This window comes from Rhodococcus sp. NPDC059968 (genome assembly GCF_042738615.1).
In the GTDB taxonomy this organism is placed as follows: Bacteria; Actinomycetota; Actinomycetes; order Mycobacteriales; family Mycobacteriaceae; genus Rhodococcus_F.
This window is the reverse complement of sequence record NZ_JBHWUE010000044.1, coordinates 61,745-86,164: the sequence shown is the minus strand read 5'-3', so window position 1 is coordinate 86,164 and position 24,420 is coordinate 61,745. Positions and strand designations below refer to the sequence as shown.

The following is a 24,420-nucleotide window of genomic DNA, read 5'->3' as shown; positions in this document are numbered from 1 at the left end:
GTCGATGTGGGGGTCAAACACCTCGCGGTCCTCTCGACGGGGGAGATGATCGAGAACCCGAAACACGCCCGCAAGCACGCGAAGAGATTGCGTCGCCTGGGGCGCCGCGCATCGCGGCGGGTCGGCCCGGATCGTCGCACCGCCCAGGAGCCGTCACGGCGGTGGCTGCGCACCCAGGAACAGATCCGGGCGGTACACACCCGCATCGCCGACGCGCGCCGCGATCACCTGCACAAACTCACCACCCGACTGGTCCGGGACTTCGACACCGTCGTCGTCGAAGACCTCAACATTGCCGGAATGACACGTTCCGGTGGCGCCTACAAACGCGGATTGAATCGGGCCCTCGGTGATGCGGCGCTCGCCGAGATTCGGCGACAACTGACCTACAAGACCGAGTGGGCCGGCACCGGACTGCACGTGGCAAACCGGTGGTATCCGTCGAGTAAGACCTGCTCGAACTGTCAGGTAGTGAAAACCAAACTGCCCCTGAAAGTTCGGGTGTTCACCTGCGATGCGTGCGAATTCCGCGCGGATCGTGATCACAACGCCGCCCTCAACCTCGCTGCCCTCGCAGCTGGTGACGGTGGTACGTCTTCGGCGAGTTGCGGACGAGACGTAAAAGACGCCCGACAGAAACCAACCATAAGACCCGCCGCCCGGCGGGCAGACGGTATCGCTGCGGGAACACCACCGGATGGTGAACGTGACCGGGGTAACCCGGCCACTCATGCCGAGTGCACTAGACAACACTCAGCATGAACGGCGGATACCGCGAGTATCGCGCGGCCACGGCCGCGACCATGTCAGCGGAGATGCACGCCGCGGGGCCCGGGGCCGCTGCCGCGGGGCCGCTCCTGCTCGGACCGGTCTTCGGGGTGATCGGCGGAGACTTCGTCGCCGCGTTCGCCACGGCGCATGCCGCGCACCTGGCTTCCATCGAGAAACTGTCCGGCGTGCTCGGCGGGATCAGCGCGACCGCCCTCGCGAACGCCGCCGCATACGAGGGCACCGAGGCTGCCACCACGGCCGCGCTCGCCGCGGACGCGGTCGGGCTGGAGGCCTGACCATGATCCCCATCGATCTCCTCAGCCGACCGATCCTCGATCTGCTCGGGGCGTTCGGCAGCGGTGTCCTCTCCGCCCGCGGACCGGCCGATGCCCTGCGCGCGTCCTCGGTCGCCATCGACGCCGTGCACGACACCGGAGCGCACCGGCATCAGCTCCGTCTATGGCGACTGGCAGGGCAGGGGCGGCACCGGGGCGATTGTGAAGACCGAGGAGACACAGCGGGCGGCGGTCGCGGTCTCCGATCGCGGCAACGACATGGCGGCCGTCGTCGCCGAGGCCTCCGAGATCGTCCGGGCCGGAATGCTGCGGCTACAGGAGATCCTGCAGTCGTTCATCTCCCTCGCGGTCGCGGCCGGACCCGCCCTGGCCACCCCGCCCGGTCAGGCAATGGCACTCGACCACCTCGGCAGAGCCACCGCGGTCGTCGCGAAGGTGCGGGCCGAACTCGGAGAGCAGACCGGCAGGATGGTCGCCGTCACACCGGCCGAGCACATCTCGGCCGCGCCCGCTGCCACCGCACCCGCGAGCACGTCCGCGGCGAGCACGGTGCCAGCCTCCGCGGCCCCGTCGCACCCGCGGGCTCGGAGGCGGTAAGCCGCGCGGCGTCCGGGTTCGCGAGTTCGTCGGGCGCGTCACCGATGTCGGGACTGACGAGCATCGGACCACCGAGCAGGGCCTGCCGCTCGAACTCCGCATCGATCCGCGCGAACTCCGGTACGGCGGTCAGCGGCTCGCGGACGAGATCCTGACGCTCTGTCAGCGCTCGGCCATGGAGGCCGGGGCGCGGCGACGCGACGAACTCGCCCGTGACGGCATGCCCGCCGAGATCCTCGACAAGCTCGGTCTGCCCACCCGCGCCGACGTCGCCGCCGCGCGGGCGATCGAGGACGAGGAAGAACCCACCCCGACGAGCTGGATGAGACCCCTGTGAGCGAACACGACATGGACGCGATCGTCGGGCGGGCCACCGAACAGGTCAATCTGCTCGAGGAGGCCCTCGCCGGGCTTCAGGCGATCACGGCGCGCGCATCGAGCGAGTCCGATCAGGTCACGGCCGAAGTCGGCGGGAACGGCACGCTGACCGGTCTCTGGATGGACGACTCCATCTCGACGCTCGACGCCCGCACTCTCGCGACGATGATCACGAGCACCACCCAGGAGGCCGCCCGGCTCGCCACCGAACAGCGCACCCGTGTCATGACGACGCTGCAGGACGGGTTCGGGAAGGTGTGACCCTCACTCCCCGGCGAAGTCGACGACCGTCTGGCTGAGCGGCATCTCGTCGGTGCGGGGTTCAGGAGCGGGCAGGTACGTGACGTCCTCGAGCGTCGCGTGCCCAGCCAGGTCGAACGCGTCGAACTCGAACGGCACGCTCTCGGCCAACGCGGGATTCGTGTTGTCCATCAAATGGAAGTGCAGGTGCGGCGCCGTCGACTGACCGCTGTTGCCGAGTTGACCCATCACCGCTCCCTTCTCGACGTGATCGCCCTCCTTCACCGAGATACTGCCCGGCACGAAGTGGCCGTAGAACGCGTACACACCGTTCCCGAGGTCCAGGACGATGTGGTTGCCGGTCGCCTCGGTGAGGTTGCGCTCGGGCTGCGGTTCCCCGATCACGTTCTCCACCTGGCCGTCGAGGACCGAAACGACCTCCGCGTCGGCCACCGCGAGCACATCGGCCCGGTACCCGACGTAGTTCTCCTTGGTGTTGTCGCCCCGGTACGCGAAACCCTCGCGGTCCACCCCCAGGAAGTCGATCGCATAGCGTTCGAAGTTCAGTAGGCGTCCGTCGACCGACCAGACGCCGCGGCGATGATGGGTGTTGTCGGCGCAGCAGCCTTCCATCGCCGCCCACCCGTCCCCACGGAGCGGCGGGCCGATCACCGGGACCGTCCCCTCGAAGACCGGGACGGTCACCGACGTGTCGAGGGTGGCAGGTACGGGACCGCCGGATTCGTCGACCATGCCGGCGAGGCCGGGAATCGGCTGATCCGGCGGCGGCGTCCCCAGCGCGCGGACCGAGACCGTCGCCTGCACCCCTTCCGGCACCGGGGTCGCCTCGTCCATGGCGACATCGACGAAGAAGACACCGAGCTGGGCCGGTTGCAGGCGATCGGTCGGGGTCGCGTTGTCACCCACGAGGTTCATGTTCGCGGCGACCGACTCGCCCTCGTAGTTCGCCAGGACGCCGTCCGCTCCGTCGGCCGAGTCGATCTGCACCCGCTGCACGACCAGTGGAACGGCCGCGGTGTTCGTCACGTGGACCTCGAACGTCAGATGGTTGCGACCGTCCGTCGCGGTGACGGGGGACGGGGCGAACGGAATGGACAGCGCGACGGGTGAGGGACCGTCGAGCTCAGCGGTCGACGACAGCCGTTCGGCACTGGACCATTCGGTCCCCCAGTCCGGCGATTCCGACCCGGAGGCGCCCGACGAGCCGCACGCGACCGTCGCCGCGCACATCCCCAGCACCGCGATCGAGGAGACGAACGACCGTCGCCGTCGGGGTCTTCCAGTCACATCAGCGATCCGGAACATGCACTCTCCTCGAACGACTCGACGCACAGTGAAAGTCATGGTAGATCTCCGATACGCGCCGTTCGCCCCGTTTGGCCGACTACGTCACGCCTGCTGTGACACGGCGGCGACGGGCGCCGGAAACGGTCCGCAGACAGCCCGGGTACAACTTTGGCCGCGGGGTCGATAGGCTTCGCGCCATGGCTGGAGACATCGTCCCGATCGAACTCGGTCTCACCGACGGCGACCTCGTGACACTGTGGGCACCACGGTGGCGTGAGGGCGACGACGAGTGGGAAGCATTCCTTGGTCACGAGGAAGACCTCTACGGGTTCGAATCAGTGGCAGAACTCGCTGCCTTCATCCGCACGAACACCGACAACGATCTCGTCGAGCACCCCGCCTGGAGTGTGGTGTCCGGACTGTCCGCCGCCGAACTCGAGCCCGACGAGAACTTCTGCTTCGATCTGATCGGTGTCCCGGAGCTGGCGGCGAGCGACCCCGAGGCTCTCGTCGTGAGCGAACTCGAAGACACGCTCAACATGGTGCGCAACATCGGTGAGGTCTGCGAACTGGACGTGGTCACCAAGTTCTTCAACGCGAACCCCATTCTCGGCGCGCTCCCCGCAGGCGCCAGCGCATTCGAGGGCCGCGAGGGCGAGGAGCTGTGGGCCCAGATCGGCACCGCCATCGCGAAGGGCTGGGATGACGTCCTCGATGCCGTCGACAACATCGTCGCCACCCCCGAGGTGGACGCCGCGGCCGTAGCCGTCGCCGAGGCCGAACTGGTGGCCGCCGACGAGAACACCGTCGACGTGGACGATGTGGCCGACGAGGCGGAGGAAGACGAGGAGTTCGTCGCGCTCGACCTCGACACCGAGGACGAGGACGAGGAGGAGGACGACTCGTTCTGGGGTGCGGTGGGTGTCGACCCCGTCAAGATCATCACGTCCGGGGAGACCTACTTCACGCTTCGCTGCTACCTCGACGACGACGCGATCTTCCTCGGACGCGACGGTGCGATCTTCGTCTTCACGTCCGAACGCGCGTTGGGCCGCTACCTCGCCGACAACCACGAGCACGCCCTCGCGCAGGTGAGCACGTACGAGGAGATCCAGGTGGCGGCCGTCGACGGATCGCTCGAGGTCGAGGTCACCGACGAAAACGTGTACGTCCTGCCCGGTCTCGCCGACGACCTGGCCGCAGGCCCGGAGTCCGTCGACGCGGACCAGCTCGACCTCGCCGTCGAATTGTTCACCGATGCAGCAGATTTCGCCGACGACGATTCGGTGGAAACCGGACTCGCGACGTCCGAGCCGCTGGGGTGGTACGTCTCGTTCGTCCTCAACCCGGATCCGACGCGGATGGCGCCCAGCGCACCGTTCGACGCCGAGGCCGAGGCGTGGCGGACACTCGAGCGGGAGTTCGAGGCCCGCCTGCGGAAGGTCTGAGCGCCTGCCCTCGGGGCGCTCAGCCCACCAGCACGGCGAATCCCGGCTTGATCACCTCGTCGATCAGCTGCAGCCGCTGATCGAACGGGATGAAGGCCGATTTCATGGCGTTGATGGTGTAACGCTCGAGATCCGTCCAGCCGTAACCGAACGTCTCGACGAGGCGGAGCATCTCCTGGCTCATGCTGGTGTCGCTCATCAGCCGGTTGTCGGTGTTGACGGTCACGCGGAACCGCAGCCGGGCGAGCAGGTCGAACGGATGGTTCTCGAGTGCGTCCACGGCCCCGGTCTGGACGTTGGAACTGGGACACAGTTCCAGGGGAATCCTTTTGTCCCGCACATAGTTCGCGAGCTTGCCCAGCACCGGGACGCCGTCGTCGCCGATCGTGATGTCATCGGTGATCCGGACCCCGTGCCCGAGCCGGTCCGTCCCGCAGAACGCGATGGCCTCGTGAATGGACGGCAAACCGAACGCCTCACCCGCGTGAATGGTGAAGTGTGCATTGCTGCCCCGCATGTACTCGAAGGCGTCGAGGTGGCGACTGGGCGGATTCCCGGCCTCGGCGCCCGCGATGTCGAAACCGACGACGCCGCGGTCCCGGAACCGGATCGCCAGCTCCGCGATCTCCCGGGACCGCGCCGCGTGCCGCATCGCGGTGAGCAGAACGCCGATCCGGATGCTCTGACCGCGCACCTCCGCCGCCGACTCCCCGGCCTCGAATCCCAGCAGGACCTGTTCCACCACCTCGTCCAGGGTCAGCCCCTCTTCGAGGTGCTGCTCCGGTGCGAACCTGACCTCGGCGTAGACCACGCCGTCGTCGGCGAGGTCCTCGGCGCATTCACGGGCGACGCGTTCGAGCCCGGCGGGTGTCTGCATGACCGCCACGGTGTGGGCGAACGTCTCGAGGTATCTCTCGAGCGAACCGCTGTCGGCGGCCTCCCGGAACCACGTGGCCAGCGCGGGCGCGGTGTCGGCGGGCAGCGCGTCGTAGCCGCAGTCGCGGGCGAGTTCGAGAACCGTCTCGGGCCGGAGACCTCCGTCGAGATGGTCGTGCAGCAACACCTTCGGCGCTCGGCGCAGGGCCGACAGATCCAGTGCGGTCATGCGTCGACGTTAGCGCGAGGGATCCTCTATCCGCTCGATGACGAGCGGCGTGGTCACCGACGGCGCGTCGGCCACGACCGTCCAGGCTTCGGAAAGTGCGGCTTTCGCCGCCGCGAACCGTTCGGGCGTGTCGGTGTGCAGCGTGACGAGCGGGGTGCCCACCGACACCGTCTCCCCCGGCTTCGCGTGCAACTCGATACCCGCCCCCGCCTGCACCGGCTCGCCCTGTCGCGCCCGACCCGCGCCGAGCCGCCATGCGGCGAGCCCGACCGCCATGGCGTCCAGACCGCACACCACCCCGTCCGACTCTGAAAGCAGCACCTCGGTGTGCCGGGCCGTCGGCAGCGGCGCGTAGGGGTCGCCGCCCTGGGCGGCGATCATCTTCCGCCAGCGGTCCATGGCGGATCCGTCCCGCAGTTTGTCGGCCGGGTCGACACCGTCGATTCCGGCTGCCTTCAACATTTCTCGCGCGAGCTCGAGGGTCAGTTCGACGACGTCGGACGGGCCGCCCCCGGCGAGCACCTCCAGCGATTCCCGCACCTCCAGCGCGTTGCCCGCCGTGTGGCCGAGTGGCGCGTCCATCGCCGTGAGCAACGCCATCGTCCGCACTCCGGCGTCGCTCCCGAGGTCGACCATCGTCTGGGCGAGCTCCCGAGCGTCGTCGAGCTTCTTCATGAACGCGCCCGACCCGACCTTGACGTCGAGCACGAGCGCGCCGGTGCCCTCGGCGATCTTCTTGCTCATGATCGAGCTGGCGATCAGGGGAATCGACTCGACCGTCCCGGTGACGTCGCGGAGCGCATACAACCGCCGGTCCGCCGGCGCCAGGTCCGAGCCCGCGGCGCACACGACGGCTCCGACGGCGGGATCGGACAGGATCTCGGCCATCTCGGAGGTGTCGAGGTCGGCGCGCCAGCCCGGGATCGACTCGAGCTTGTCGAGGGTTCCGCCGGTGTGACCCAGCCCACGTCCCGACAGTTGCGGCACCGCGGCGCCGCACGCGGCGACCAGGGGGGCGAGCGGGAGCGTGATCTTGTCGCCCACACCGCCCGTCGAGTGCTTGTCCACGGTGGGACGGCCGAGGTGGGTGAAGTCGAGGCGGCGACCGGACGAGATCATCGCCGTGGTCCAGCGGCTCACCTCCTCGCGGGTCATCCCGCGGAAGTAGATCGCCATGGCCAGCGCCGACATCTGCTCGTCGGCCACGACCCCCCGGGTGAATGCCTCGACCACCCAGTCGATCTCTGCACCGGACAGTTCTCTGCCGTCGCGCTTGGCGGCGATGATCGACGAGGCGTTATGCATGACTGATTCTCCCCTTCTCCTCCGGACCGAAAGCGTCCGGCAGCAGCTGTTCCAATGGGCGCACGCCGGCCCGGTGGTCGACGAGCAGTCCGGGGCCGCCGTGCTCGAAGAGAATCTGCCGGCAGCGTCCGCACGGCATGAGTATGTCGCCACTCGCGTCACAGCAGGTGAAGGCGATTAATCGCCCTCCGCCGCCCGCAAATAAGTTACCGACCAGTACGCACTCGGCGCACAGCCCCAAACCGTATGAGACATTTTCCACATTGCATCCGACGACGATTCGCCCATCATCCACCAGCGCCGCCGCTCCCACCGCGAAGCCGGAGTAGGGCGCGTAGGCCCGACCCATCACCTCATGCGCGTTGGCGCGCAACAGTTTCCAATCGATCTCGACCATAGTTTCCCATCCAATCATGTGGGCTGAATGGATGCAGAGATTCGCCCGGGACGGCCCAATTCGCATTGGAAAGGCAAACCTAACTTCATTTGCAGGGGGCGTACGAACCCCGACTCGAATTAGTTCCCCCGTTTCCGTTGGGTTTAGAGTTCAGAGAAGTCGGTTCAGGATCACGTCGGGTCCCCAGTTGTGGTATGTCCGCAACGCTGCGCAGACTCGACACGTCCACCAATGACGTTGGAGGCACAGCACTCGATGAGTACTACGACTGAAGCCGCTCCGGCCAAGGAGCGCACACGGTCGCTTTACCGGGGCGACCCCGGAATGTGGTCCTGGGTTTTGCACCGGATCACAGGCGTAATGACGTTCTTCTTCCTATTCGTGCACGTGCTGGATACCGCGCTGGTGCGCGTGAATCCCGACACGTACGACAGTGTCATCGAGACCTACAAGAACCCGATCGTCGGGCTCATGGAGCTCGCTCTCGTCGCCGCGGTGCTGTACCACGCACTGAACGGCGTCCGGGTGATGCTGGTGGACTTCTGGTCCAAGGGACCGCAGTACCAGCGCCTCATGCTCTGGGTAATCCTCGCGATCTGGTTCCTGGTGATGATCCCGGGCGCCGGCCGCATCTTCTACAACATGTTTGCGGGGCACTGACATGACGACAGAAGCCAAGAGTCTCGGCAAGACCTACGACCGTCCCGCCAGCCTGGACAACCCGCGCTCTCCGCGCCGGACCTCGAAGAACAACTTCGAGCTGTACGCCTGGCTGTTCATGCGGTTCTCCGGACTCGCACTGATCTTCCTCGTGCTCGGCCACCTCTTCATCATGCTGATGCTCGACAACGGTGTGCACCGCATCAACTTCGCGTTCGTCGCAGGCCGCTGGTCCAGCCCGTTCTGGCAGTTCTGGGACCTCACCATGCTGTGGCTTGCGCAGCTGCACGGCGGAAACGGACTCCGCACGGTCATCGCGGACTACTCCCGCAAGGACTCCACGCGCTTCTGGCTGACCACGATCCTCGTTCTCTCGATGATCCTGATCATGGGCCTCGGCACGTACGTCATCTTCACCTTCGACCCCAATATCTCGGCGAGCTAGGGGAGCACAGACTTCATGCAGGAACACCGTTATGACGTGGTCATCGTCGGTGCCGGCGGCGCCGGCATGCGCGCAGCGATCGAGGCCGGTCCCCGCGCCCGCACCGCGGTACTGACCAAGCTCTACCCCACCCGCAGCCACACCGGCGCGGCCCAGGGCGGCATGTGTGCCGCGCTGGCGAACGTGGAGGAAGACAACTGGGAATGGCACACCTTCGACACGGTCAAGGGCGGTGACTACCTCGCCGACCAGGACGCCGTCGAGATCATGGCCAAGGAGGCCATCGACGCGGTGCTCGACCTCGAGAAGATGGGTCTGCCGTTCAACCGCACGCCCGAGGGCAAGATCGACCAGCGTCGTTTCGGTGGTCACACCCGCGATCACGGTAAGGCCCCCGTGCGCCGCGCATGTTATGCCGCGGACCGCACCGGCCACATGATCCTGCAGACGCTCTACCAGAACTGCGTCAAGCACGACGTCGAGTTCTTCAACGAGTTCTACGCCCTCGACATCGCGATCACCGAGACGGAGAACGGCCCGGTCGCCACCGGTGTCATCGCCTACGAGCTGGCCACCGGCGAGATCCACGTCTTCCACGCGAAGTCCATCGTGTTCGCCACCGGCGGCTCGGGGCGCATGTACAAAACGACGTCCAACGCGCACACCCTCACCGGTGACGGCATGGGCATCATCTTCCGCAAGGGCCTTCCGCTGGAGGACATGGAGTTCCACCAGTTCCATCCCACAGGCCTGGCCGGGCTCGGCATCCTCATCTCCGAGGCCGTGCGCGGTGAGGGCGGCATCCTCCGTAACGCCGACGGCGAACGGTTCATGGAGCGCTACGCCCCCACCATCAAGGACCTCGCACCCCGTGACATCGTCGCGCGGTCGATGGTCCTCGAGGTCCTCGAGGGACGCGGCGCGGGACCGAACAAGGACTACGTCTACATCGACGTGACCCACATCCCCGAGGAAGTCCTCGACGAGAAGCTCCCCGACATCATGGAGTTCTCCCGCACCTACCTCGGTGTGGACCCGGTCAAGGAACCCGTGCCGGTGTACCCCACCTGCCACTACGTCATGGGCGGCATCCCCACCAGGATCAACGGTGAGGTCCTGCGCAACAACGACGAGATCGTCCAGGGCCTGTACGCCGCCGGCGAGTGCGCCTGCGTCTCCGTACACGGCGCGAACCGTCTGGGCACCAACTCGCTGCTCGACATCAACGTCTTCGGACGCCGCGCCGGCATCGCCGCCGCCGAGCACGCCAACAAGAGCGACTTCGTCGCCCTGCCCGAGACGCCCGAGAAGATGGTCGACGACTGGATGGCCACCATCCTGTCGGACCACGGTCACGAGCGTGTCGCGGACATCCGCAGCGAGCTGCAGCAGTCCATGGACAACAACGCCTCGGTGTTCCGTACCGAAGAGCGCCTCACCCAGGCCCTCGAGGACGTGCGCGCACTCAAGGAGCGCTACAACCACATCACGGTGCAGGACAAGGGCAAGCGCTACAACAGCGACCTGCTCGAGGCCGTCGAGCTTGGCTTCCTCCTCGAAATGGCGGAGGTCACCGTCGTCGGCGCGCTGAACCGCAAGGAATCGCGCGGCGGCCACGCCCGCGAAGACTACCCGGACCGCAACGACGCCGAGTACATGAAGCACACGATGGCATACAAGGAGGGCGACGGCCTGCTCTCCGACATCCGTCTCGACTACAAGCCGGTAGTCCAGACCCGCTACGAGCCGATGGAGCGTAAGTACTGATGAGCGCACCTGCAGTCGACAAGAGCGAGAACAAGTCGGATCTCCCTCCCGTGCCCGAGGGCGCCGTCATGGTCACCCTCAAGATCGCGCGGATGAACCCGGAGTCCGGCGAGGGCCAGCACTGGGACAGCTTCCAGGTTCCGGCTCTGCCGACGGACCGCATGCTGAACCTGCTCCTGTACGTGAAGGGCTACCTCGACGGCACCCTGACGTTCCGCCGCAGCTGCGCCCACGGCGTGTGCGGTTCGGACGCGATGCGGATCAACGGCGTCAACCGTCTTGCCTGCAAGCTCCTCATGAAGGACATGCTGCCCAAGGACGGCAAGCCGGTCACGATCACCATCGAGCCCATCAAGGGCCTGCCGGTGGAGAAGGACCTCGTCGTCGACATGGAGCCCTTCTTCGACGCGTTCCGCGCCGTGAAGCCGTTCCTCATCACCACCGGCAACGAGCCCACCCGTGAGCGCATCCAGTCGCAGCACGACCGGGCACGTTTCGACGACACCACCAAGTGCATCCTGTGTGCCTGCTGCACCACGTCGTGCCCGGTGTACTGGAGCGACGGCAGCTACTTCGGTCCCGCTGCCATCGTCAACGCTCACCGGTTCATCTTCGACAGCCGTGACGAGGGTGCGTCGGAGCGTCTCGACATCCTCAACGACAAGGACGGTGTCTGGCGTTGCCGGACCACGTTCAACTGCACCGACGCGTGCCCCCGTGGCATCCAGGTGACGAAGGCGATCCAGGAAGTCAAGCGCGCGCTGCTCTTCGCACGCTGACCCAGGTCTGCCGAGCACGTCCCGGGGCGCCCCCGACCACACCGGTCGGGGGCGCCCTGCGTCGTGTCCAACCTCACTGCTCGAGCGGTCCCACGGTGAAATCTCCGCGCTAGTGTCGAGAACAGATGCTCCCGACGGACAGCGAGGTTCACCCATGGCGCAGTCGCCCAGTCCCGCAGTGGTCACGGTCACCGGAGCGGCAGGCAGCATCGGCTACGCGGCGCTGTTCCGGATCGCCGCAGGCGAGATGCTCGGACCCGACACCCCGATTCGGCTGCGGCTCTTGGAGATTCCGTCCGCCGTGTCCGCGGCCGAAGGTACCGCGATGGAGCTCGACGACAGCGCCTTCCCGCTGCTCCGCGACGTCGAGGTCCACGACGACCCGAAGCGCGGCTTCGACGGCACCGACGTGGCGCTCCTCATCGGATCACGTCCCCGGTCCAAGGGCATGGAACGCGGCGACCTCCTGGCTGCGAACGGGCAGATCTTCACCGTGCAGGGTCGCGCGATCAACCAGGTTGCCGCGGACGGAGTCCGGGTGCTGGTCGTGGGCAACCCGGCCAACACCAACGCGCTGGTCGCCGCGAACAACGCCCCCGACATCCCGGCGGAGCGGTTCACGGCGCTGACGCGGCTCGACCACAATCGCGCGATCGCCCAGCTGGCACGGCACTCCGGTGCCGCGGTGAAGGACATCAACCGCGTCGCGATCTGGGGCAACCACTCGAGCACCCAGTACCCCGACATCTTCCATGCGAGGGTCGGTGACCGGTCCGGTGCCGAGTTCGCCGCCGACCGCGAATGGCTCACCGGCGACTTCATTCCCACGGTCGCGAACCGGGGCAGTGCGATCATCGAGGCTCGCGGCGCATCCTCCGCGGCCTCCGCCGCCAACGCCGCGATCGACCACGTGCACGACTGGGTGCTCGGCACCCCCGCGGACGACTGGACGTCCGTGGCGCTGTCCTCCACCGGCGTATACGGCGTACCGGAGGGACTGGTGAGCTCGTTCCCGGTCCGCTCGGTCGACGGCTCGTGGCAGATCGTGGACGGGCTGGAGATCGACGACTTCTCGCGGAAGCGGATCGACGCGTCGGTCGCGGAACTCGAATCCGAACGCGACGCCGTCCGGGGCATGGGTTTCATCTGATCCACGGTTCCCTCTTCCAAAACGGTCGCGACGACGTCACGAAAGCGTGTCGACACGCGTCCGTTTTCGGAAGTCGACCGGTCGTCGCATACGCTGCCTCTTCGATGATGTGGCGTCGAGTGTGTACCGCGGTCGTGTCCGGAACCCTGCTGGCCGGACTCTCGGTGAGTGCTGCCGGGGCGATTCCGCCTGCAGTGCCCTCCTCCCCCACCTCCGCACCGTTCACCACCCCGAACACCGACAACTGCCCCAACAGGGCGGCCCCGGCGCCTGCGATCGACCTGTCCGAGGTACCCCAGCCGGGTGATCCGACACCGAGCGCCGTGGCGGTGCCCGACGAGCCGGTGGGTGGGCCGAAGCTGGCCGAGTGCGGGGTGAGCCTTCCCGACGACGCGCCCGCGCTGCCCGCCGACATCGCGGCGTCCGGCTGGGTGGTCGCGGACATCGACACCGGCGACGTGCTCGCGGCGAAGGACCCGCACGGCCGCTACCGGCCGGCGAGCACCATCAAGATGCTGCTGGCTCTCGTGGCGCTCGACGAACTGGATCTCGACAAGACCGTGACCGCCACCGCCGAGGACGCCGCGGTGGAGGGCAGCGCGGTCGGGATCGGCAAGAACGGTCAATACACGAACCGGCAGCTGATGCAGGGCCTGGTGATGGCGTCGGGGAACGACGCCGCCCACGTCCTCGCCCGGCAACTCGGCGGCGATGCCGCCACGGTCGACAAGATGAACCACCTCGCCGACACCCTCGGCGCGCACGACACGAGGACCGCGACCCCGTCGGGGCTCGACGGCCCCGGCATGAGCAGCTCACCGTTCGACCTCGCGCTCATCTTCCACACCGCGATGAAGAACCCGACGTTCGCGGAGCTGATCTCCACCGAGACGGTGCAGTTCCCGGGTTTCCCGAAGGATCCGGCGATCCCGGACGACCAGGACCGGCCCCCGTTCGCACTGGCCAACGACAATCAGCTGCTCTACAACTACGCAGGCGCGCTGGGCGGTAAGACCGGATTCACCGACGACGCCCGCCACACGTACGTCGGCGGCGCCGATCACGACGGTCGCCGCCTGATGGTGACGTTGATGGGCGCCGAGGCCCAGCCGATCCGACCGTGGGAGCAGGCGGCACGACTGCTGGACTACGGTTTCGCCCTCGACCGCGACGCCCAGGTGGGGTCACTCGAGGACCTGTATCCGGCCGACGAGGGTTCCGACGCGGTGCTTGCCGCACCGCCGCAACAGGATTCGGCGGCCGCGACGAGTTCCGTCGTCGCGTCGGGTTCCGACCACCCCGACAACACACTGGCTCTGCGGGCGGGTGTGGGGATCGTCGGGGCGGCCGTCGTCCTCGTGCTAGTGCTCTGCGCGCGCCGGCTGTCCCGCAGGCGCTGACGGGCAGCGGCGCCCGGCTCAGCGCTTGTTGCGGGTGAACAGTCCGGACAACCCGAGCGCGGCGACGGCGCCCACGCCGACCAGGGCGAGCCCCCCACGCACACCCGGACCCTCGTGCACCTCGATCCGCGGGGTGATGACGGCCGGATCCGGCGGCGGCACAAAGGCGAGCGCGAGGCTGGCGCGGGTGGTCGCGGCCCACGCCGTCGAGAAGAGCAGCATCCGGCACGTCAGGTAGATGAACACGAGCAGACCGATGATCGGACCGAACGCCACACCGGCGGGACCCGCGGTGACGGCCGAGAGGTAGATGGCACCGACCTGCTTGAAGATCTCGAACACCACGGCCGCGAGCAGCGCCGCCTTGAGTGCACTGCGGAACGTCACGGGTTCTCGGGGCAGCCGCGCGATCACCCAGGTGAACACCGCCCACGTCGCGAGAAGCGATACCAGGGTCGACAGTGCGCGCAACCCGGAGTCGATCCCCGGAACGTCGTCGAGGTTCAACCACTCGACCACCGTTCGGGCCACGGGACCGCTGCTCAGCGCGGAGGCGCCGAGGGAGACCACCATCGCCAGACCCAGACTGAGCAGAGCGGCCGCGTCGCCCAGTTTGGTACGCACGAATCCCTTCGACTCGCGCTGGCTCTCCCACATCGCCGTCAGCGCGTCGCGCAGGTTCGCCATCCACCCGAGCCCCGCGTAAGCGGCACCGAGCAGACCGAGAACACCGACGCTGGCACGGGAGGCAATCGCCGAATCGATGACGGTGTTGAGAGTGTCACCCAGACTTCCGGGAACGTTCTTGGTGATGCCGTCCTGCAGTTCCTGCAGCAACTCCGGCTGACCGGCGAGGACGAAACCCGCGATGGCGAACGCGACCATCAGGATCGGAATCAGCGCGAGCACACTGAAATACGTGATTCCCGCCGCGTAATAGTCGCCCTTCTGCTGCTGGTACCGCTGCGCGGCCCGCATCAGATGGTCGAACCAGGGGCGCGCTGCCCGCTGCCTGTCGAGAAAACTCGGTTCGTCAGCCACAGTGCTCATCCCTTCGCTGCTCATCCCTTCGGTGTCAGAAACCCAACTTTCTCGTACACGGCCGCCAGAGTTTGCGACGACACCTCACGGGCGCGGTGGGCACCGGCGGCGATGACCCGATCGAGTTCGGCCTCGTCAGAGAGGTACCCCTCGACCTTCGCTTTCAACGGTGTCACGAATTCGGCGAGGACATCGGCCGTATCGGTTTTCAGGTCGCCGTACCCCTTGCCCTCGTATCCGGCCACCAACGTCTCGACCGGAGTGCCGGAGAGCGCGGACTGGATGGTGAGCAGGTTGCTCACACCGGGCTTGGCCTGCGGGTCGTAGCGGATCTCCCGCTCGTTGTCGGTGACCGCGGACTTGATCTTCTTCGCCGACACCTTGGGGTCGTCGAGGAGGTTGATCATCCCGGCAGGGCTCGGGCCGGACTTGCTCATCTTCGACGTCGGGTCCTGCAGGTCGTAGATCTTGGCGGTGCCCTTGATGATCTGGGCCTCGGGAATCACGAACGCCTTCCCGAACCGGGTGTTGAACCGCTGGGCGAGATCGCGGGCCAGTTCGAGGTGCTGACGCTGGTCCTCGCCGACGGGGACCCGCTGCGGGCGGTAGAGCAGGATGTCGGCAGCCATCAGCACCGGATACGTGAACAGGCCGACGCTCGCGTTCTCACTGCCCTGTTTGGCCGACTTGTCCTTGAATTGCGTCATCCGGCTGGCTTCACCGAAACCGGTGATGCAGTTGAGAACCCACGCCAGCTGCGCGTGCTCGGGCACCTGGCTCTGCACGAACAGCGTGGCGCGGTCGGGGTCGATTCCGAGCGCCAGCAGCTGCGCCGCCGCGATCTTCGTGCGACGGCGCAGCTCCTTCGGGTCCTGCGCCACCGTGATCGCGTGGAGGTCGGGGATGAAGTAGAACGCGTCGAAGTCGTCCTGCAGCGCCACCCATTGCTGTAGAGCACCCAGGAAGTTGCCGAGGTGGAACGAGTCGGCGGTGGGCTGGATGCCGGAGAGCACCCGCGGTTTTGCGGTGGGTTTCTGAGCTGCAGGGGTCGACATGAGTACTGATCTTTTCACGTGCGCCCTGTCGACACGAATCAGATACCGACCGTCACCGGTACTGGACGGTGACCGGCGCGTGATCGGACCACCGCTGGTCGTAGGTTTCGGCGCGCTCGACGACGGCCTGCTTGGCCCGCTCCGCCAGTTCCCGGGTGGCGATCTGGTAGTCGATGCGCCAGCCGGAGTCGTTGTCGAACGCCTTCCCACGGTACGACCACCACGAGTACGGTCCGGCGACGTCGGGATTGAGCTGACGGACCACGTCGGTCCAGTGCGCGTCCTCGGCGAACAGGGCTCCGAGCCACTCCCGCTCGTTCGGGAGAAAACCGGAGTTCTTCTTGTTGGTCTTCCAGTTCTTCAGGTCGTGCTCGGTGTGAGCGATGTTCCAGTCGCCGCAGACCACGACGTGCCGGCCCGCAGTGACGGCGGCCGCTGCGGTGTCGGTGAGGTACCGGGCGAAAGAGTCCATGAACCGCTCCTTCTCCTCCTGCCGGGGTGTCTGGGCCTCCCCGGACGGCAGGTACAGGCTCGCCACGGTCAGGTCGTCGAAGTCGGCCTCGAGGTAGCGGCCCGCGGTCGCGAACTCGTCGTCACCGTGGCCGACACGGAAGGCGTCGGCCGGCTTCCGGGACACGATCGCGACGCCGTTGCGCCCCTTCGACGACGGCTCCGCGGACACCAGGTTCCATCCGCCCTCCAGGGCGGGCGCGAGGGTCTCCGCCAACTGCTCGTCGGACGCCCGCGTCTCCTGCAGACACACGACGTCGGCCTCCGTGCGCTCGATCCACTCGGTGAGCCCCTTGCGGGCGGCGGCGCGAACGCCGTTGACATTGACGGTGGTGATGATGTGTGGCACGGCAAGCACCGTAGCGGACGCCTACGACAGCGCGGCTACCGAGACGAACGGGCGCTGCGGCGTTCCATCGCGACGGCCACGGTGAGGACCACGAGACCCGCCACCGCGAGCAGCGCACCGACCGCGGCGGGCGCCGTGTAGCCGCAGCCGGCCGCGATCACGACACCACCGATCCACGCCCCGAACGCGTTCGCGATGTTGAGGGCCGCATGGTTGAGCGAGGCGGCGAGGGTCTGGGCGTCGGCGGCGACGTCCATCAGCCGGGTCTGCAGTCCGGGAACCATCGACGCACCCGCCGCACCGACGAAGAACACCAGCAGCAGCGCCGTGTACGGGTTGTGGGAGGCGATCACGAAGATGCCGAGCAACACCCCGAGCGCCGTCATCGATACGAACAGACCGGGAATCAGCGCCCGGTCGGCGAGGCGGCCGCCGATCAGATTGCCCGCGACCATGCCCAGCCCGTAGATCATCAGGGCGAGCGGCACCAGCGACCGCGACAGCCCGGCGACATCGGTGAGTGTGGTGCTGATGTAGGTGTAGACGGCGAACATGCCACCGAACCCGACCATGCCGATGATCAGCGTCATCCACACCTGTGCTCGGCGCAGGGCACCGAGTTCGGTGAGGGGATTCGACATCCGCATGGCGGCGAGCGTGGGCACCCACGACCAGATCGCGCCCAGTGTCACCACACCGATCACGGCCACGAGCGCGAAGGCGCTGCGCCAGCCGAGCGTCTGGCCCAGCCACGAGGCGACGGGCACGCCGACGACGTTGGCCACCGACAGTCCCATCATGACGAGAGCGACCGCCCTGGCCCGCTGGCCGCGGTCCGCGAGGTGCGCCGCCACGAGGGCCGCGACACCGAAGTAGGCGCCGTGCGGGAGGCCCGCGACGAACCGCGCGGCCATCAGCACGCCGTAGTTCGGTGCGAACACGGTGGCGGCGTTGCCGATCGTGAACGCCGCCATCAACGCGATCAGCAGCGTCTTACGGGGCACCCGCGCGGTCAGTGCGGCGATGAGTGGCGCGCCCACGACCACACCCAGCGCGTACGCCGAGATGACGTGCCCGGCCGTCGGCTCGGTGATCCCGAGGCTCGACGCCATCTCGGGCAGCAGCCCCATCGCCACGAACTCGGTGGTCCCGATCCCGAAGCCACCGAGCGCGAGCGCGATCATGGCGAGCTTGCGGACGGACGGATGTTGCGCGATGACACCGAGGTGCTCGGGGCGGACGGGGGTGGAGGTGCTCACAGCAGAACTTTCGACTAGGCAGAGAAACGGCTACGCGGCGCACGGCGCCTCGTTGCGCAACGACCCACATCGAAATTCTCTTCCCCGGATCCCGCTTTTCGCGCATCGAGCGACCGTGAGATGACTCACCGGGCCCCGGAGACGCCGAACGGGACGCCCCCATCAGGGGACGTCCCGTTCATATCGCTGTGGCTCGGTGCCTACTGCTCGGCGATCGCCTTCTGGAGGTTGATGTCCAGCGCACCGAGGAACTCCTCGGTGGTCAGGTAGCCCTGGTCGCCACCGACCAGCATCGCGAGATCCTTGGTCATCTGGCCACCCTCGACGGTCTTGATGACCACGTCTTCGAGCTTCTGGGCGAAGCCGATGACGTCGGGGGTGTTGTCCAGCTTGCCGCGGTGCTCGAGTCCACGGGTCCACGCGAAGATCGACGCGATGGGGTTGGTGGACGTCGGCTTGCCCTGCTGGTGCTGACGGAAGTGACGCGTCACGGTGCCGTGTGCGGCCTCGGCCTCACACGTCCTTCCGTCCGGGGTCAGCAGCACGGAGGTCATGAGACCGAGTGATCCGAAGCCCTGCGCGACGGTGTCGGACTGGACGTCGCCGTCGTAGTTCTTGCAGGCCCAGACGTAGCCGCCCTCCCACTTGAGCGCCGACGCGACCATGTCGTCGATGAGGCGGTGCTCGTAGGTGAGACCTGCCGCGTCGAACTCCGACTTGAACTCGGTCTCGTAGACGTGCTGGAAGATGTCCTTGAATGCGCCGTCGTACGCCTTGAGGATGGTGTTCTTGGTCGACAGGTACACCGGGTAGTTCTGCTGCAGGCCGTAGTTGAGCGAGGCGCGCGCGAAGTCCTCGATGGACTTGGTGAAGTTGTACTGACCCTGGACGACGCCGCCGCCCTCGGGGAAGTTCACCAGCTCGTGCTCGATCGGCTCGCTGCCGTCCTCGGGCGTGTAGGTGATCATCACCTTGCCGGGGCCGGGGACCTTGAAGTCGGTGGCGCGGTACTGGTCACCGAAGGCGTGACGGCCGATGATGATCGGCTTGGTCCAGCCCGGAACCAGTCGCGGAACGTTGGAGATGATGATCGGCGCGCGGAAGATCGTCCCACCGAGGATGTTGCGGATGGTCCCGTTGGGCGACCGCCACATCTTCTTGAGGCCGAACTCCTCGACGCGTGCCTCGTCCGGGGTGATGGTCGCGCACTTGACGCCGACGCCGTGCTTCTTGATGGCGTTGGCCGCGTCGACGGTCACCTGGTCGTCGGTCTCGTCCCGGTACTCGATGCCGAGATCGTAATACTCGAGATTCACATCCAGGTAAGGATGGATCAGTTTGTCTTTGATGAACTGCCAGATAATGCGTGTCATCTCGTCGCCGTCGAGTTCGACGACGGTGCCCTCAACCTTGATTTTGGACATGGGTGCTTCGCGTCCTCCTAGGAAGTTTCCCTGGTTACACGGTTGCGGGCGCACTTTGTGAGTGGGTCCGCGAACGGTTCGCTTATCAAACGTAGACGGTCAAGGCGGCCGCTGGGAGACCGCACCTAAACAAGACAAGCGTACTGCTATGCGCCACGCTCGCAACACGTGGGGCACGCAACCCCACCCCTACCCGCGGGTAACTTTTCCCTGCTAGTGGCCCTGATCGGTGCCGTTTCCGGTCGTTCCACCCCAGCCGCTAAGATTCACTGCAGGTCATGAGTGCCAGCAACGAGCCCCGGCTAGCTGGCCGGCAACCCTCCACCGCGGTGGGGTGCCCCGGGTGATGACCTGGTTCCCTGATTCATACAACAGTCGGGTGACAAGCGCGGGTCCGACATCGGAGGTTCATGATGTGTTGTTGTTGTCGTAGATAGACCCCAGACAAGCCCTGCGCGCGAACGCACCAGCACTCCGTCCGCGCCTCGTCAGACCACTGGAGTAGACAGCACATGACCGAGAACTGGTCGTTCGAGACCAAGCAGATCCACGCCGGGCAGACGTCCGACGCGACCACCAAGGCGCGGGCGCTGCCGATCTACCAGACCACCTCGTACACGTTCGACAGCACCGATCACGCTGCCGCGCTGTTCGGTCTGGCCGAGCCGGGCAACATTTACACCCGCATCATGAACCCCACACAGGACGCGGTCGAGCAGCGCATCGCCGCCCTCGAAGGCGGCGTCGCCGCACTGCTGCTGTCCTCCGGACAGGCCGCCGAGACGATCGCGATCCTGAACCTCGCCCAGGCAGGCGACCACATCGTCTCCAGCCCGCGGCTGTACGGCGGCACCTACAACCTCTTCCACTACACGCTGCCCAAGCTCGGCATCGAGGTCTCGTTCGTCGAAGACCCCGACGACCTCGAGCAGTGGAAGGACGCGGTCCGGGACAACACGAAGGCGTTCTACGGCGAGACCATCTCCAATCCCCGCAACGACGTCCTCGACCTGCCCGGCATCTCCGGGATCGCGCATCAGCACGGACTCCCGCTGATCGTCGACAACACGGTGGCCACCCCCTACCTGATCCGCCCCCTCGAGCACGGCGCGGACATCGTGGTGCACTCGGCCACCAAGTACCTCGGCGGCCACGGCACGGCGATCGCCGGTGTCATCGTCGACGGCGGCACATTCGACTGGACCCAGGGCCGCCACCCGGGCTTCACCACCCCCGACCCGAGCTACCACGGCGTCGTCTTCTCCGAACTCGGACCGCCCGCGTTCGCCCTCAAGGCGCGCGTACAGCTGCTGCGCGACCTCGGGTCGGCGATCTCCCCGTTCAACGCGTTCCTCATCTCGCAGGGCATCGAGACCCTCAGCCTGCGGATGGAACGCCACGTGTCGAACGCGACCGCCGTCGCCGAGTACCTCGAGGCGCGGCCGGAGATCGTGTCCGTCGGATACGCCGGACTCGCGTCCTCGCCCTGGCACGACCGTGCGAAGCAGATCGCACCGAGGGGGGCGGGCGCCATCGTGACGTTCGAACTCGCCGGCGGCATCGAAGCGGGCAAGAAGTTCGTCAACGCGCTCACCCTGCACAGTCACGTCGCGAACATCGGCGACGTCCGCTCGCTGGTGATCCACCCCGCGTCCACCACACACGCCCAGCTGACCCCCGAGGAGCAGGCCGCCAGCGGCGTCACCCCCGGACTGGTCCGCCTGGCTGTCGGCATCGAAGGGATCGACGACATCATCGCCGATATCGAGACCGGACTTACGGCGGCGGCATCTTGACCGTGAGCGCTGTACAGAACCTGCCCGTGGCGGACGGACGTCTCGGCACCATCGACATCGGATCACTCGAGCTCGAGAGCGGAGAAGTGATCCCGTCGGTGTCCCTCGCCATGCAGCGATGGGGAGAGCTGTCCCCGAACCGGGACAACGTGGTGCTCGTCGAGCACGCCCTCACCGGCGACTCCCACGTCACCGGACCGGTCTCCGACGAACATCCCTCCCCCGGCTGGTGGACGGGAATGGTCGGACCAGGTGCGCCGATCGACACTGACGAGTGGTGCGTCGTCGCGACCAACGTCCTCGGTGGCTGCCGCGGCACCACCGGTCCCGGTTCGATCGCCGAGGACGGACGCCCGTGGGGCAGCCGTTTCCCGGAGATCTCCATCCGCGACCAGATCGCGGCCGAGAAGAAGTTCACCGACCTGCTGGGCATCGACAAGCTGGCGTCCGTCGTCGGCGGTTCGATGGGCGGAATGCGCGCGCTCGAGTGGGCGGTCACCTACCCGGACCAGGTGGCGTCGGCGCTCGTTCTCGCGGTCGGCGCCCGCGCGACCGCCGACCAGATCGGCACGCAGACCACCCAGATCGCGGCCATCACCAGCGACCCCGACTGGCAGGGCGGCGACTATCACGGCACCGGCCGGATTCCCCGGGCCGGACTGCGCATCGCCCGCCGGATCGCGCACCTGACGTACCGCAGCGAGAGTGAACTCGACTCCCGGTTCGCGAACTCGCCGCAGGACGGCGAGGACCCGTCGCGCGGAGGCCGGTACTCCGTCGAGAGCTACCTCCAGCACCAGGCCGACAAGCTGGTCGGCAGATTCGACCCGAGCACGTACGTGCTGCTGTCCGAGTCCATGAATCGGCACGACGTGGGCCGCGGTCGCGGTGGCATCGCCGCGGCGCTGGGGGCGATCACCGCACCCGTCATCGTGGGCGGCGTCGACTCCGACCGTCTGTACCCGATCCGCCTGCAGGAGGATCTGGCCGACGACATCCCCACCTGCGACGGTCTGCGGGTGCTCAACTCACGGGACGGCCACGACGGGTTCCTCACCGAGGCCGCCGCCGTCGCGAAACTGCTCTCCGAGACGATGCAGTTGGCACGCGCCGGGCGCTGACACCGGCGCCGGACGACGCCCGCTCGGACCGCTAGTCGGTTCCGAGCGGGTCGATCGACACGGCCAGCCACACGATCGCGCCCCCGACGGCCACGAGCGCGCCCACGTCGAAAGGCTTGCTGCGCACCGCGAGCAGTCCGACGCGCTCCGACGGCATGATCAACCGGAAGACCGCCGCCAGCAGCGTGGCGACGCCGAACACGAACGCCCCTCGTCGCCACCGATCCGCGAGCACGAACACGACGGCCACCATGATGACGACGAGGACTGCGAGCATCGGCAGGTTCTTCTTCGCGAACTGCCCCCAGTCGGCCATCTCAGCCGAGAGACGCTGCGACACGCTCGGCCCGCTCCACGACGTTGGTCAGCAGGAAGGCACGGGTGAGCGGCCCGACGCCACCGGGGTTCGGGGACAGGAAGCCGGCGACATCGGCGACGTCCGCCGCCACGTCGCCGCGCAGTCCGTCCGCGGTGCGGCTCACGCCCACGTCGAGCACCGCGGCGCCGGGCTTGACCATGTCGGCCGTGACCAGCCCGGGAACACCCGCCGCGGCGATGACGATGTCGGCGCGCCGGACCTCCGCTCCGAGGTCCCGTGTACGGGTGTGGCAGAGGGTGACGGTGGCGTTCTCGCTTCGCCGGGTGAACAGCAGACCGATCGGGCGGCCCACGGTGACACCGCGACCGATGACGACGACGTGCGCCCCCTCGATCGGGACCTCGTACCGGCGCAGCAGGTGCAGGATTCCGCGCGGCGTGCACGGCAGCGGCGCTTCCTTGCCCAGCACCAACCGGCCCAGGTTGACGGGGTGCAGGCCGTCGGCGTCCTTGTCGGGGTCGATGCGCTCGAGGGCGGCGTTCTCGTCGAGCTGCTTCGGCAGCGGAAGCTGCACGATGTAGCCGGTGCACTCCGGGTTGGCGTTGAGCTCGTCGATGGTGGCGTCGAGCTTCTCCTGCGTGATGTCGCCGGGCAGGTCGCGGCGGATCGAGGTGATCCCGACCTTCGCGCAGTCGTTGTGCTTCCCGCGCACGTAGGCGGCCGACCCCGGGTCGTCCCCCACCAGAACGGTGCCGAGACCGGGCGTGATGCCCTTGTCCTTCAGGGCGCTCACCCGCACCTTCAGGTCTTCGAAAATCTCGTCGCGGGTCGCCTTGCCATCGAGGATCGTTGCAGTCACGTGCCCCATTCTCTCAGGTTCGCCATACACGCGTCAGGTCGGTTCCACCACGAGCCCGTTGGCCGTCGCGTACGCGATGGCCTGGGTGAGTTCGATCTGTGTCTTGTCCAGCGAGACCGCGGTCCACAGGTTCGCGTCGACGTGGGCCCCGCGCAGGTCCGCGCCGTCGAATTTCGCGCCGCCGGTGCGGGCGCCGAACAGGTCCGCCGAGCGGAGCACAGCCCGGCGGAGGTCCGTGCGCACGAGGTTGGCTTCGCGGAACCGGCAGTCGGTGAAATCGAGTCCGCGCAGGTCCGCGCCGCCGAGCGACGCGAGCGTGAAATCACATTCCTCGAAGACCATCGGGCGCAGCCGGCAGTTGTCGAACTCCGACCCGAGGAAGCTGCAGTTACGGAACTCGCTGTGCCACAGCGTCGTTCTGGTGAACGAGCACGAGCGGAACGCCGTCCCCACGTGATGCGACTCGGCGAGGTCGGCGCCCGTGAAATCGCATTCGGTGAAGATCACCGACTCGGTGCGGAGCTCACTCAGATCGGCGTCGCGGAAGTTGCATTTCGTGTAGTGCCGCCGCTGCCAGTTCTGCGCGGGGAGTCGTGCGTCGCCGTAGTCCTCACCCACCACCTCTTCTACCGGATCCATGC

25 protein-coding genes, 1 pseudogene and 1 riboswitch are annotated in these 24,420 nt (G+C 67.2%); of the genes and pseudogenes, 14 read left to right on the top strand and 12 right to left on the bottom strand.

Annotated elements, in window-relative coordinates; all coding sequences use genetic code 11:
- Positions 1-45: 45 nt before the first annotated feature.
- The 5 genes and pseudogenes from ACFWAY_RS29965 to ACFWAY_RS29945 all read left to right on the top strand — a co-directional run bounded on the left by ACFWAY_RS29965 (position 46) and on the right by ACFWAY_RS29945 (position 2,303).
- Entirely contained in the window at positions 46-762 is a 717-nt protein-coding gene (locus ACFWAY_RS29965; protein WP_378513104.1) for an RNA-guided endonuclease InsQ/TnpB family protein, read from the top strand.
- Positions 759-1,067 (top strand): type VII secretion target, encoded by a 309-nt coding sequence (locus tag ACFWAY_RS29960; protein ID WP_378513101.1) that lies wholly within the window; start codon positions 759-761, stop codon positions 1,065-1,067. Before ACFWAY_RS29965 ends, ACFWAY_RS29960 begins: the two co-directional genes overlap by 4 nt.
- Before the next feature lie 90 nt (positions 1,068-1,157).
- Positions 1,158-1,664 carry a hypothetical protein gene (locus ACFWAY_RS29955; RefSeq protein WP_378513100.1) on the top strand — a complete coding sequence of 169 codons (507 nt, stop codon included), beginning with the start codon at positions 1,158-1,160 and terminating at the stop codon, positions 1,662-1,664.
- Between the two features lie 49 nt (positions 1,665-1,713).
- Positions 1,714-2,001: pseudogene (locus ACFWAY_RS29950) on the top strand (hypothetical protein); the annotation flags it as partial.
- Entirely contained in the window at positions 1,998-2,303 is a 306-nt protein-coding gene (locus tag ACFWAY_RS29945; RefSeq protein WP_378513099.1) for a YbaB/EbfC family nucleoid-associated protein, read from the top strand. The pseudogene ACFWAY_RS29950 and the gene ACFWAY_RS29945, both read left to right, overlap by 4 nt.
- Before the next feature lie 3 nt (positions 2,304-2,306).
- On the opposite strand, the gene ACFWAY_RS29940 is transcribed toward ACFWAY_RS29945, so the two are convergent.
- Positions 2,307-3,608, bottom strand: a complete 1,302-nt coding sequence (locus tag ACFWAY_RS29940; RefSeq protein ID WP_378513098.1) for a M23 family metallopeptidase — start codon at positions 3,606-3,608, stop codon at positions 2,307-2,309.
- Positions 3,609-3,787: 179 nt separating this feature from the next.
- Between ACFWAY_RS29940 and ACFWAY_RS29935 the strand changes: the two genes are divergently transcribed.
- On the top strand, positions 3,788-5,038 hold the full coding sequence (locus ACFWAY_RS29935; protein WP_378513097.1) for a primosomal protein: 1,251 nt from the start codon (positions 3,788-3,790) through the stop codon (positions 5,036-5,038).
- 19 nt (positions 5,039-5,057) lie between these two features.
- On the opposite strand, the gene ACFWAY_RS29930 is transcribed toward ACFWAY_RS29935, so the two are convergent.
- The 3 genes from ACFWAY_RS29930 to ACFWAY_RS29920 are packed head-to-tail and all read right to left on the bottom strand — an operon-like array spanning position 5,058 to position 7,845.
- Positions 5,058-6,143: an adenosine deaminase gene (locus ACFWAY_RS29930; protein ID WP_378452040.1), complete on the bottom strand. Its 1,086-nt coding sequence runs from the start codon at positions 6,141-6,143 to the stop codon at positions 5,058-5,060.
- 9 nt (positions 6,144-6,152) lie between these two features.
- On the bottom strand, positions 6,153-7,448 hold the full coding sequence (locus ACFWAY_RS29925) for a thymidine phosphorylase (RefSeq protein ID WP_378513096.1): 1,296 nt from the start codon (positions 7,446-7,448) through the stop codon (positions 6,153-6,155).
- A complete protein-coding gene (locus tag ACFWAY_RS29920) occupies positions 7,441-7,845 on the bottom strand; it encodes a cytidine deaminase (protein WP_283333030.1) in 405 nt (134 codons plus the stop codon). Before ACFWAY_RS29920 ends, ACFWAY_RS29925 begins: the two co-directional genes overlap by 8 nt.
- Before the next feature lie 255 nt (positions 7,846-8,100).
- Between ACFWAY_RS29920 and sdhC the strand changes: the two genes are divergently transcribed.
- From sdhC to ACFWAY_RS29890, 6 genes are all read left to right on the top strand, one after another.
- Positions 8,101-8,505 (top strand): succinate dehydrogenase, cytochrome b556 subunit, encoded by a 405-nt coding sequence (sdhC, locus tag ACFWAY_RS29915; RefSeq protein ID WP_005239889.1) that lies wholly within the window; start codon positions 8,101-8,103, stop codon positions 8,503-8,505.
- Between the two features lies 1 nt (position 8,506).
- A complete protein-coding gene (locus ACFWAY_RS29910) occupies positions 8,507-8,950 on the top strand; it encodes a succinate dehydrogenase hydrophobic membrane anchor subunit (RefSeq protein WP_378452038.1) in 444 nt (147 codons plus the stop codon).
- A gap of 15 nt (positions 8,951-8,965) precedes the next feature.
- The gene (sdhA, locus tag ACFWAY_RS29905) at positions 8,966-10,717 is read left to right on the top strand and encodes a succinate dehydrogenase flavoprotein subunit (RefSeq protein WP_378452037.1); all 1,752 of its coding nucleotides are present in this window, start codon (positions 8,966-8,968) and stop codon (positions 10,715-10,717) included.
- Positions 10,717-11,496, top strand: coding sequence for a succinate dehydrogenase iron-sulfur subunit (locus tag ACFWAY_RS29900; protein WP_378452036.1), 780 nt, complete (start codon positions 10,717-10,719; stop codon positions 11,494-11,496). The genes sdhA and ACFWAY_RS29900 overlap by 1 nt, the downstream gene beginning before the upstream one ends.
- A 154-nt stretch (positions 11,497-11,650) precedes the next feature.
- Positions 11,651-12,646: a malate dehydrogenase gene (locus ACFWAY_RS29895; RefSeq protein WP_378452035.1), complete on the top strand. Its 996-nt coding sequence runs from the start codon at positions 11,651-11,653 to the stop codon at positions 12,644-12,646.
- Between the two features lie 119 nt (positions 12,647-12,765).
- Positions 12,766-14,046, top strand: coding sequence for a serine hydrolase (locus ACFWAY_RS29890; RefSeq protein ID WP_378513095.1), 1,281 nt, complete (start codon positions 12,766-12,768; stop codon positions 14,044-14,046).
- Between the two features lie 18 nt (positions 14,047-14,064).
- On the opposite strand, the gene yhjD is transcribed toward ACFWAY_RS29890, so the two are convergent.
- The 5 genes from yhjD to ACFWAY_RS29865 all read right to left on the bottom strand — a co-directional run bounded on the left by yhjD (position 14,065) and on the right by ACFWAY_RS29865 (position 19,684).
- Positions 14,065-15,096 (bottom strand): inner membrane protein YhjD, encoded by a 1,032-nt coding sequence (gene yhjD / locus ACFWAY_RS29885; protein WP_378452033.1) that lies wholly within the window; start codon positions 15,094-15,096, stop codon positions 14,065-14,067.
- 11 nt (positions 15,097-15,107) lie between these two features.
- Entirely contained in the window at positions 15,108-16,142 is a 1,035-nt protein-coding gene (gene trpS, locus ACFWAY_RS29880; RefSeq protein WP_378513094.1) for a tryptophan--tRNA ligase, read from the bottom strand.
- A 52-nt stretch (positions 16,143-16,194) separates the two neighbouring features.
- Positions 16,195-17,001: an exodeoxyribonuclease III gene (locus tag ACFWAY_RS29875; protein ID WP_378452031.1), complete on the bottom strand. Its 807-nt coding sequence runs from the start codon at positions 16,999-17,001 to the stop codon at positions 16,195-16,197.
- 35 nt (positions 17,002-17,036) lie between these two features.
- Positions 17,037-18,260 (bottom strand): MFS transporter, encoded by a 1,224-nt coding sequence (locus tag ACFWAY_RS29870; RefSeq protein WP_378513093.1) that lies wholly within the window; start codon positions 18,258-18,260, stop codon positions 17,037-17,039.
- Positions 18,261-18,460: 200 nt separating this feature from the next.
- Complete coding sequence (locus ACFWAY_RS29865) at positions 18,461-19,684, bottom strand: NADP-dependent isocitrate dehydrogenase (RefSeq protein WP_378513092.1); 1,224 nt, start codon at positions 19,682-19,684, stop codon at positions 18,461-18,463.
- Positions 19,685-19,958: 274 nt separating this feature from the next.
- Positions 19,959-20,079, top strand: a riboswitch (SAM riboswitch).
- A 117-nt stretch (positions 20,080-20,196) separates the two neighbouring features.
- Here ACFWAY_RS29865 and ACFWAY_RS29860 point away from each other — a divergent pair.
- Both ACFWAY_RS29860 and ACFWAY_RS29855 read left to right on the top strand, forming a co-directional pair.
- On the top strand, positions 20,197-21,480 hold the full coding sequence (locus ACFWAY_RS29860) for a bifunctional o-acetylhomoserine/o-acetylserine sulfhydrylase (protein WP_378452028.1): 1,284 nt from the start codon (positions 20,197-20,199) through the stop codon (positions 21,478-21,480).
- Complete coding sequence (locus ACFWAY_RS29855) at positions 21,477-22,601, top strand: homoserine O-acetyltransferase (RefSeq protein WP_378513091.1); 1,125 nt, start codon at positions 21,477-21,479, stop codon at positions 22,599-22,601. Before ACFWAY_RS29860 ends, ACFWAY_RS29855 begins: the two co-directional genes overlap by 4 nt.
- A gap of 31 nt (positions 22,602-22,632) precedes the next feature.
- Here the strand turns inward: ACFWAY_RS29855 and ACFWAY_RS29850 are convergent, their stop codons facing one another.
- The 3 genes from ACFWAY_RS29850 to ACFWAY_RS29840 are packed head-to-tail and all read right to left on the bottom strand — an operon-like array spanning position 22,633 to position 24,418.
- Entirely contained in the window at positions 22,633-22,917 is a 285-nt protein-coding gene (locus tag ACFWAY_RS29850) for a DUF3017 domain-containing protein (RefSeq protein WP_378513103.1), read from the bottom strand.
- Position 22,918: 1 nt separating this feature from the next.
- Positions 22,919-23,779 carry a bifunctional methylenetetrahydrofolate dehydrogenase/methenyltetrahydrofolate cyclohydrolase gene (locus ACFWAY_RS29845; RefSeq protein ID WP_378452026.1) on the bottom strand — a complete coding sequence of 287 codons (861 nt, stop codon included), beginning with the start codon at positions 23,777-23,779 and terminating at the stop codon, positions 22,919-22,921.
- 33 nt (positions 23,780-23,812) lie between these two features.
- Positions 23,813-24,418, bottom strand: coding sequence for a pentapeptide repeat-containing protein (locus ACFWAY_RS29840; RefSeq protein WP_378452025.1), 606 nt, complete (start codon positions 24,416-24,418; stop codon positions 23,813-23,815).
- Between the last annotated feature and the right edge of the window lie 2 nt (positions 24,419-24,420).

Bases quoted from the DNA above. Each gene is read 5' to 3' on its own strand.
- ACFWAY_RS29840 (WP_378452025.1), bottom strand. From the start codon at position 24,418: ATGGATCCGGTAGAAGAGGTGGTGGGTGAGGACTACGGCGACGCACGA.
- ACFWAY_RS29910 (WP_378452038.1), top strand. From the start codon at position 8,507: ATGACGACAGAAGCCAAGAGTCTCGGCAAGACCTACGACCGTCCCGCC.
- ACFWAY_RS29935 (WP_378513097.1), top strand. From the start codon at position 3,788: ATGGCTGGAGACATCGTCCCGATCGAACTCGGTCTCACCGACGGCGAC.
- ACFWAY_RS29925 (WP_378513096.1), bottom strand. From the start codon at position 7,448: ATGCATAACGCCTCGTCGATCATCGCCGCCAAGCGCGACGGCAGAGAA.
- ACFWAY_RS29955 (WP_378513100.1), top strand. From the start codon at position 1,158: ATGCCCTGCGCGCGTCCTCGGTCGCCATCGACGCCGTGCACGACACCG.
- yhjD (WP_378452033.1), bottom strand. From the start codon at position 15,096: ATGAGCACTGTGGCTGACGAACCGAGTTTTCTCGACAGGCAGCGGGCA.
- ACFWAY_RS29930 (WP_378452040.1), bottom strand. From the start codon at position 6,143: ATGACCGCACTGGATCTGTCGGCCCTGCGCCGAGCGCCGAAGGTGTTG.
- ACFWAY_RS29965 (WP_378513104.1), top strand. From the start codon at position 46: ATGATCGAGAACCCGAAACACGCCCGCAAGCACGCGAAGAGATTGCGT.
- sdhA (WP_378452037.1), top strand. From the start codon at position 8,966: ATGCAGGAACACCGTTATGACGTGGTCATCGTCGGTGCCGGCGGCGCC.
- ACFWAY_RS29895 (WP_378452035.1), top strand. From the start codon at position 11,651: ATGGCGCAGTCGCCCAGTCCCGCAGTGGTCACGGTCACCGGAGCGGCA.
- ACFWAY_RS29940 (WP_378513098.1), bottom strand. From the start codon at position 3,608: ATGTTCCGGATCGCTGATGTGACTGGAAGACCCCGACGGCGACGGTCG.
- trpS (WP_378513094.1), bottom strand. From the start codon at position 16,142: ATGTCGACCCCTGCAGCTCAGAAACCCACCGCAAAACCGCGGGTGCTC.
- ACFWAY_RS29960 (WP_378513101.1), top strand. From the start codon at position 759: ATGAACGGCGGATACCGCGAGTATCGCGCGGCCACGGCCGCGACCATG.
- ACFWAY_RS29920 (WP_283333030.1), bottom strand. From the start codon at position 7,845: ATGGTCGAGATCGATTGGAAACTGTTGCGCGCCAACGCGCATGAGGTG.
- ACFWAY_RS29860 (WP_378452028.1), top strand. From the start codon at position 20,197: ATGACCGAGAACTGGTCGTTCGAGACCAAGCAGATCCACGCCGGGCAG.
- ACFWAY_RS29850 (WP_378513103.1), bottom strand. From the start codon at position 22,917: ATGGCCGACTGGGGGCAGTTCGCGAAGAAGAACCTGCCGATGCTCGCA.
- sdhC (WP_005239889.1), top strand. From the start codon at position 8,101: ATGAGTACTACGACTGAAGCCGCTCCGGCCAAGGAGCGCACACGGTCG.
- ACFWAY_RS29865 (WP_378513092.1), bottom strand. From the start codon at position 19,684: ATGTCCAAAATCAAGGTTGAGGGCACCGTCGTCGAACTCGACGGCGAC.
- ACFWAY_RS29900 (WP_378452036.1), top strand. From the start codon at position 10,717: ATGAGCGCACCTGCAGTCGACAAGAGCGAGAACAAGTCGGATCTCCCT.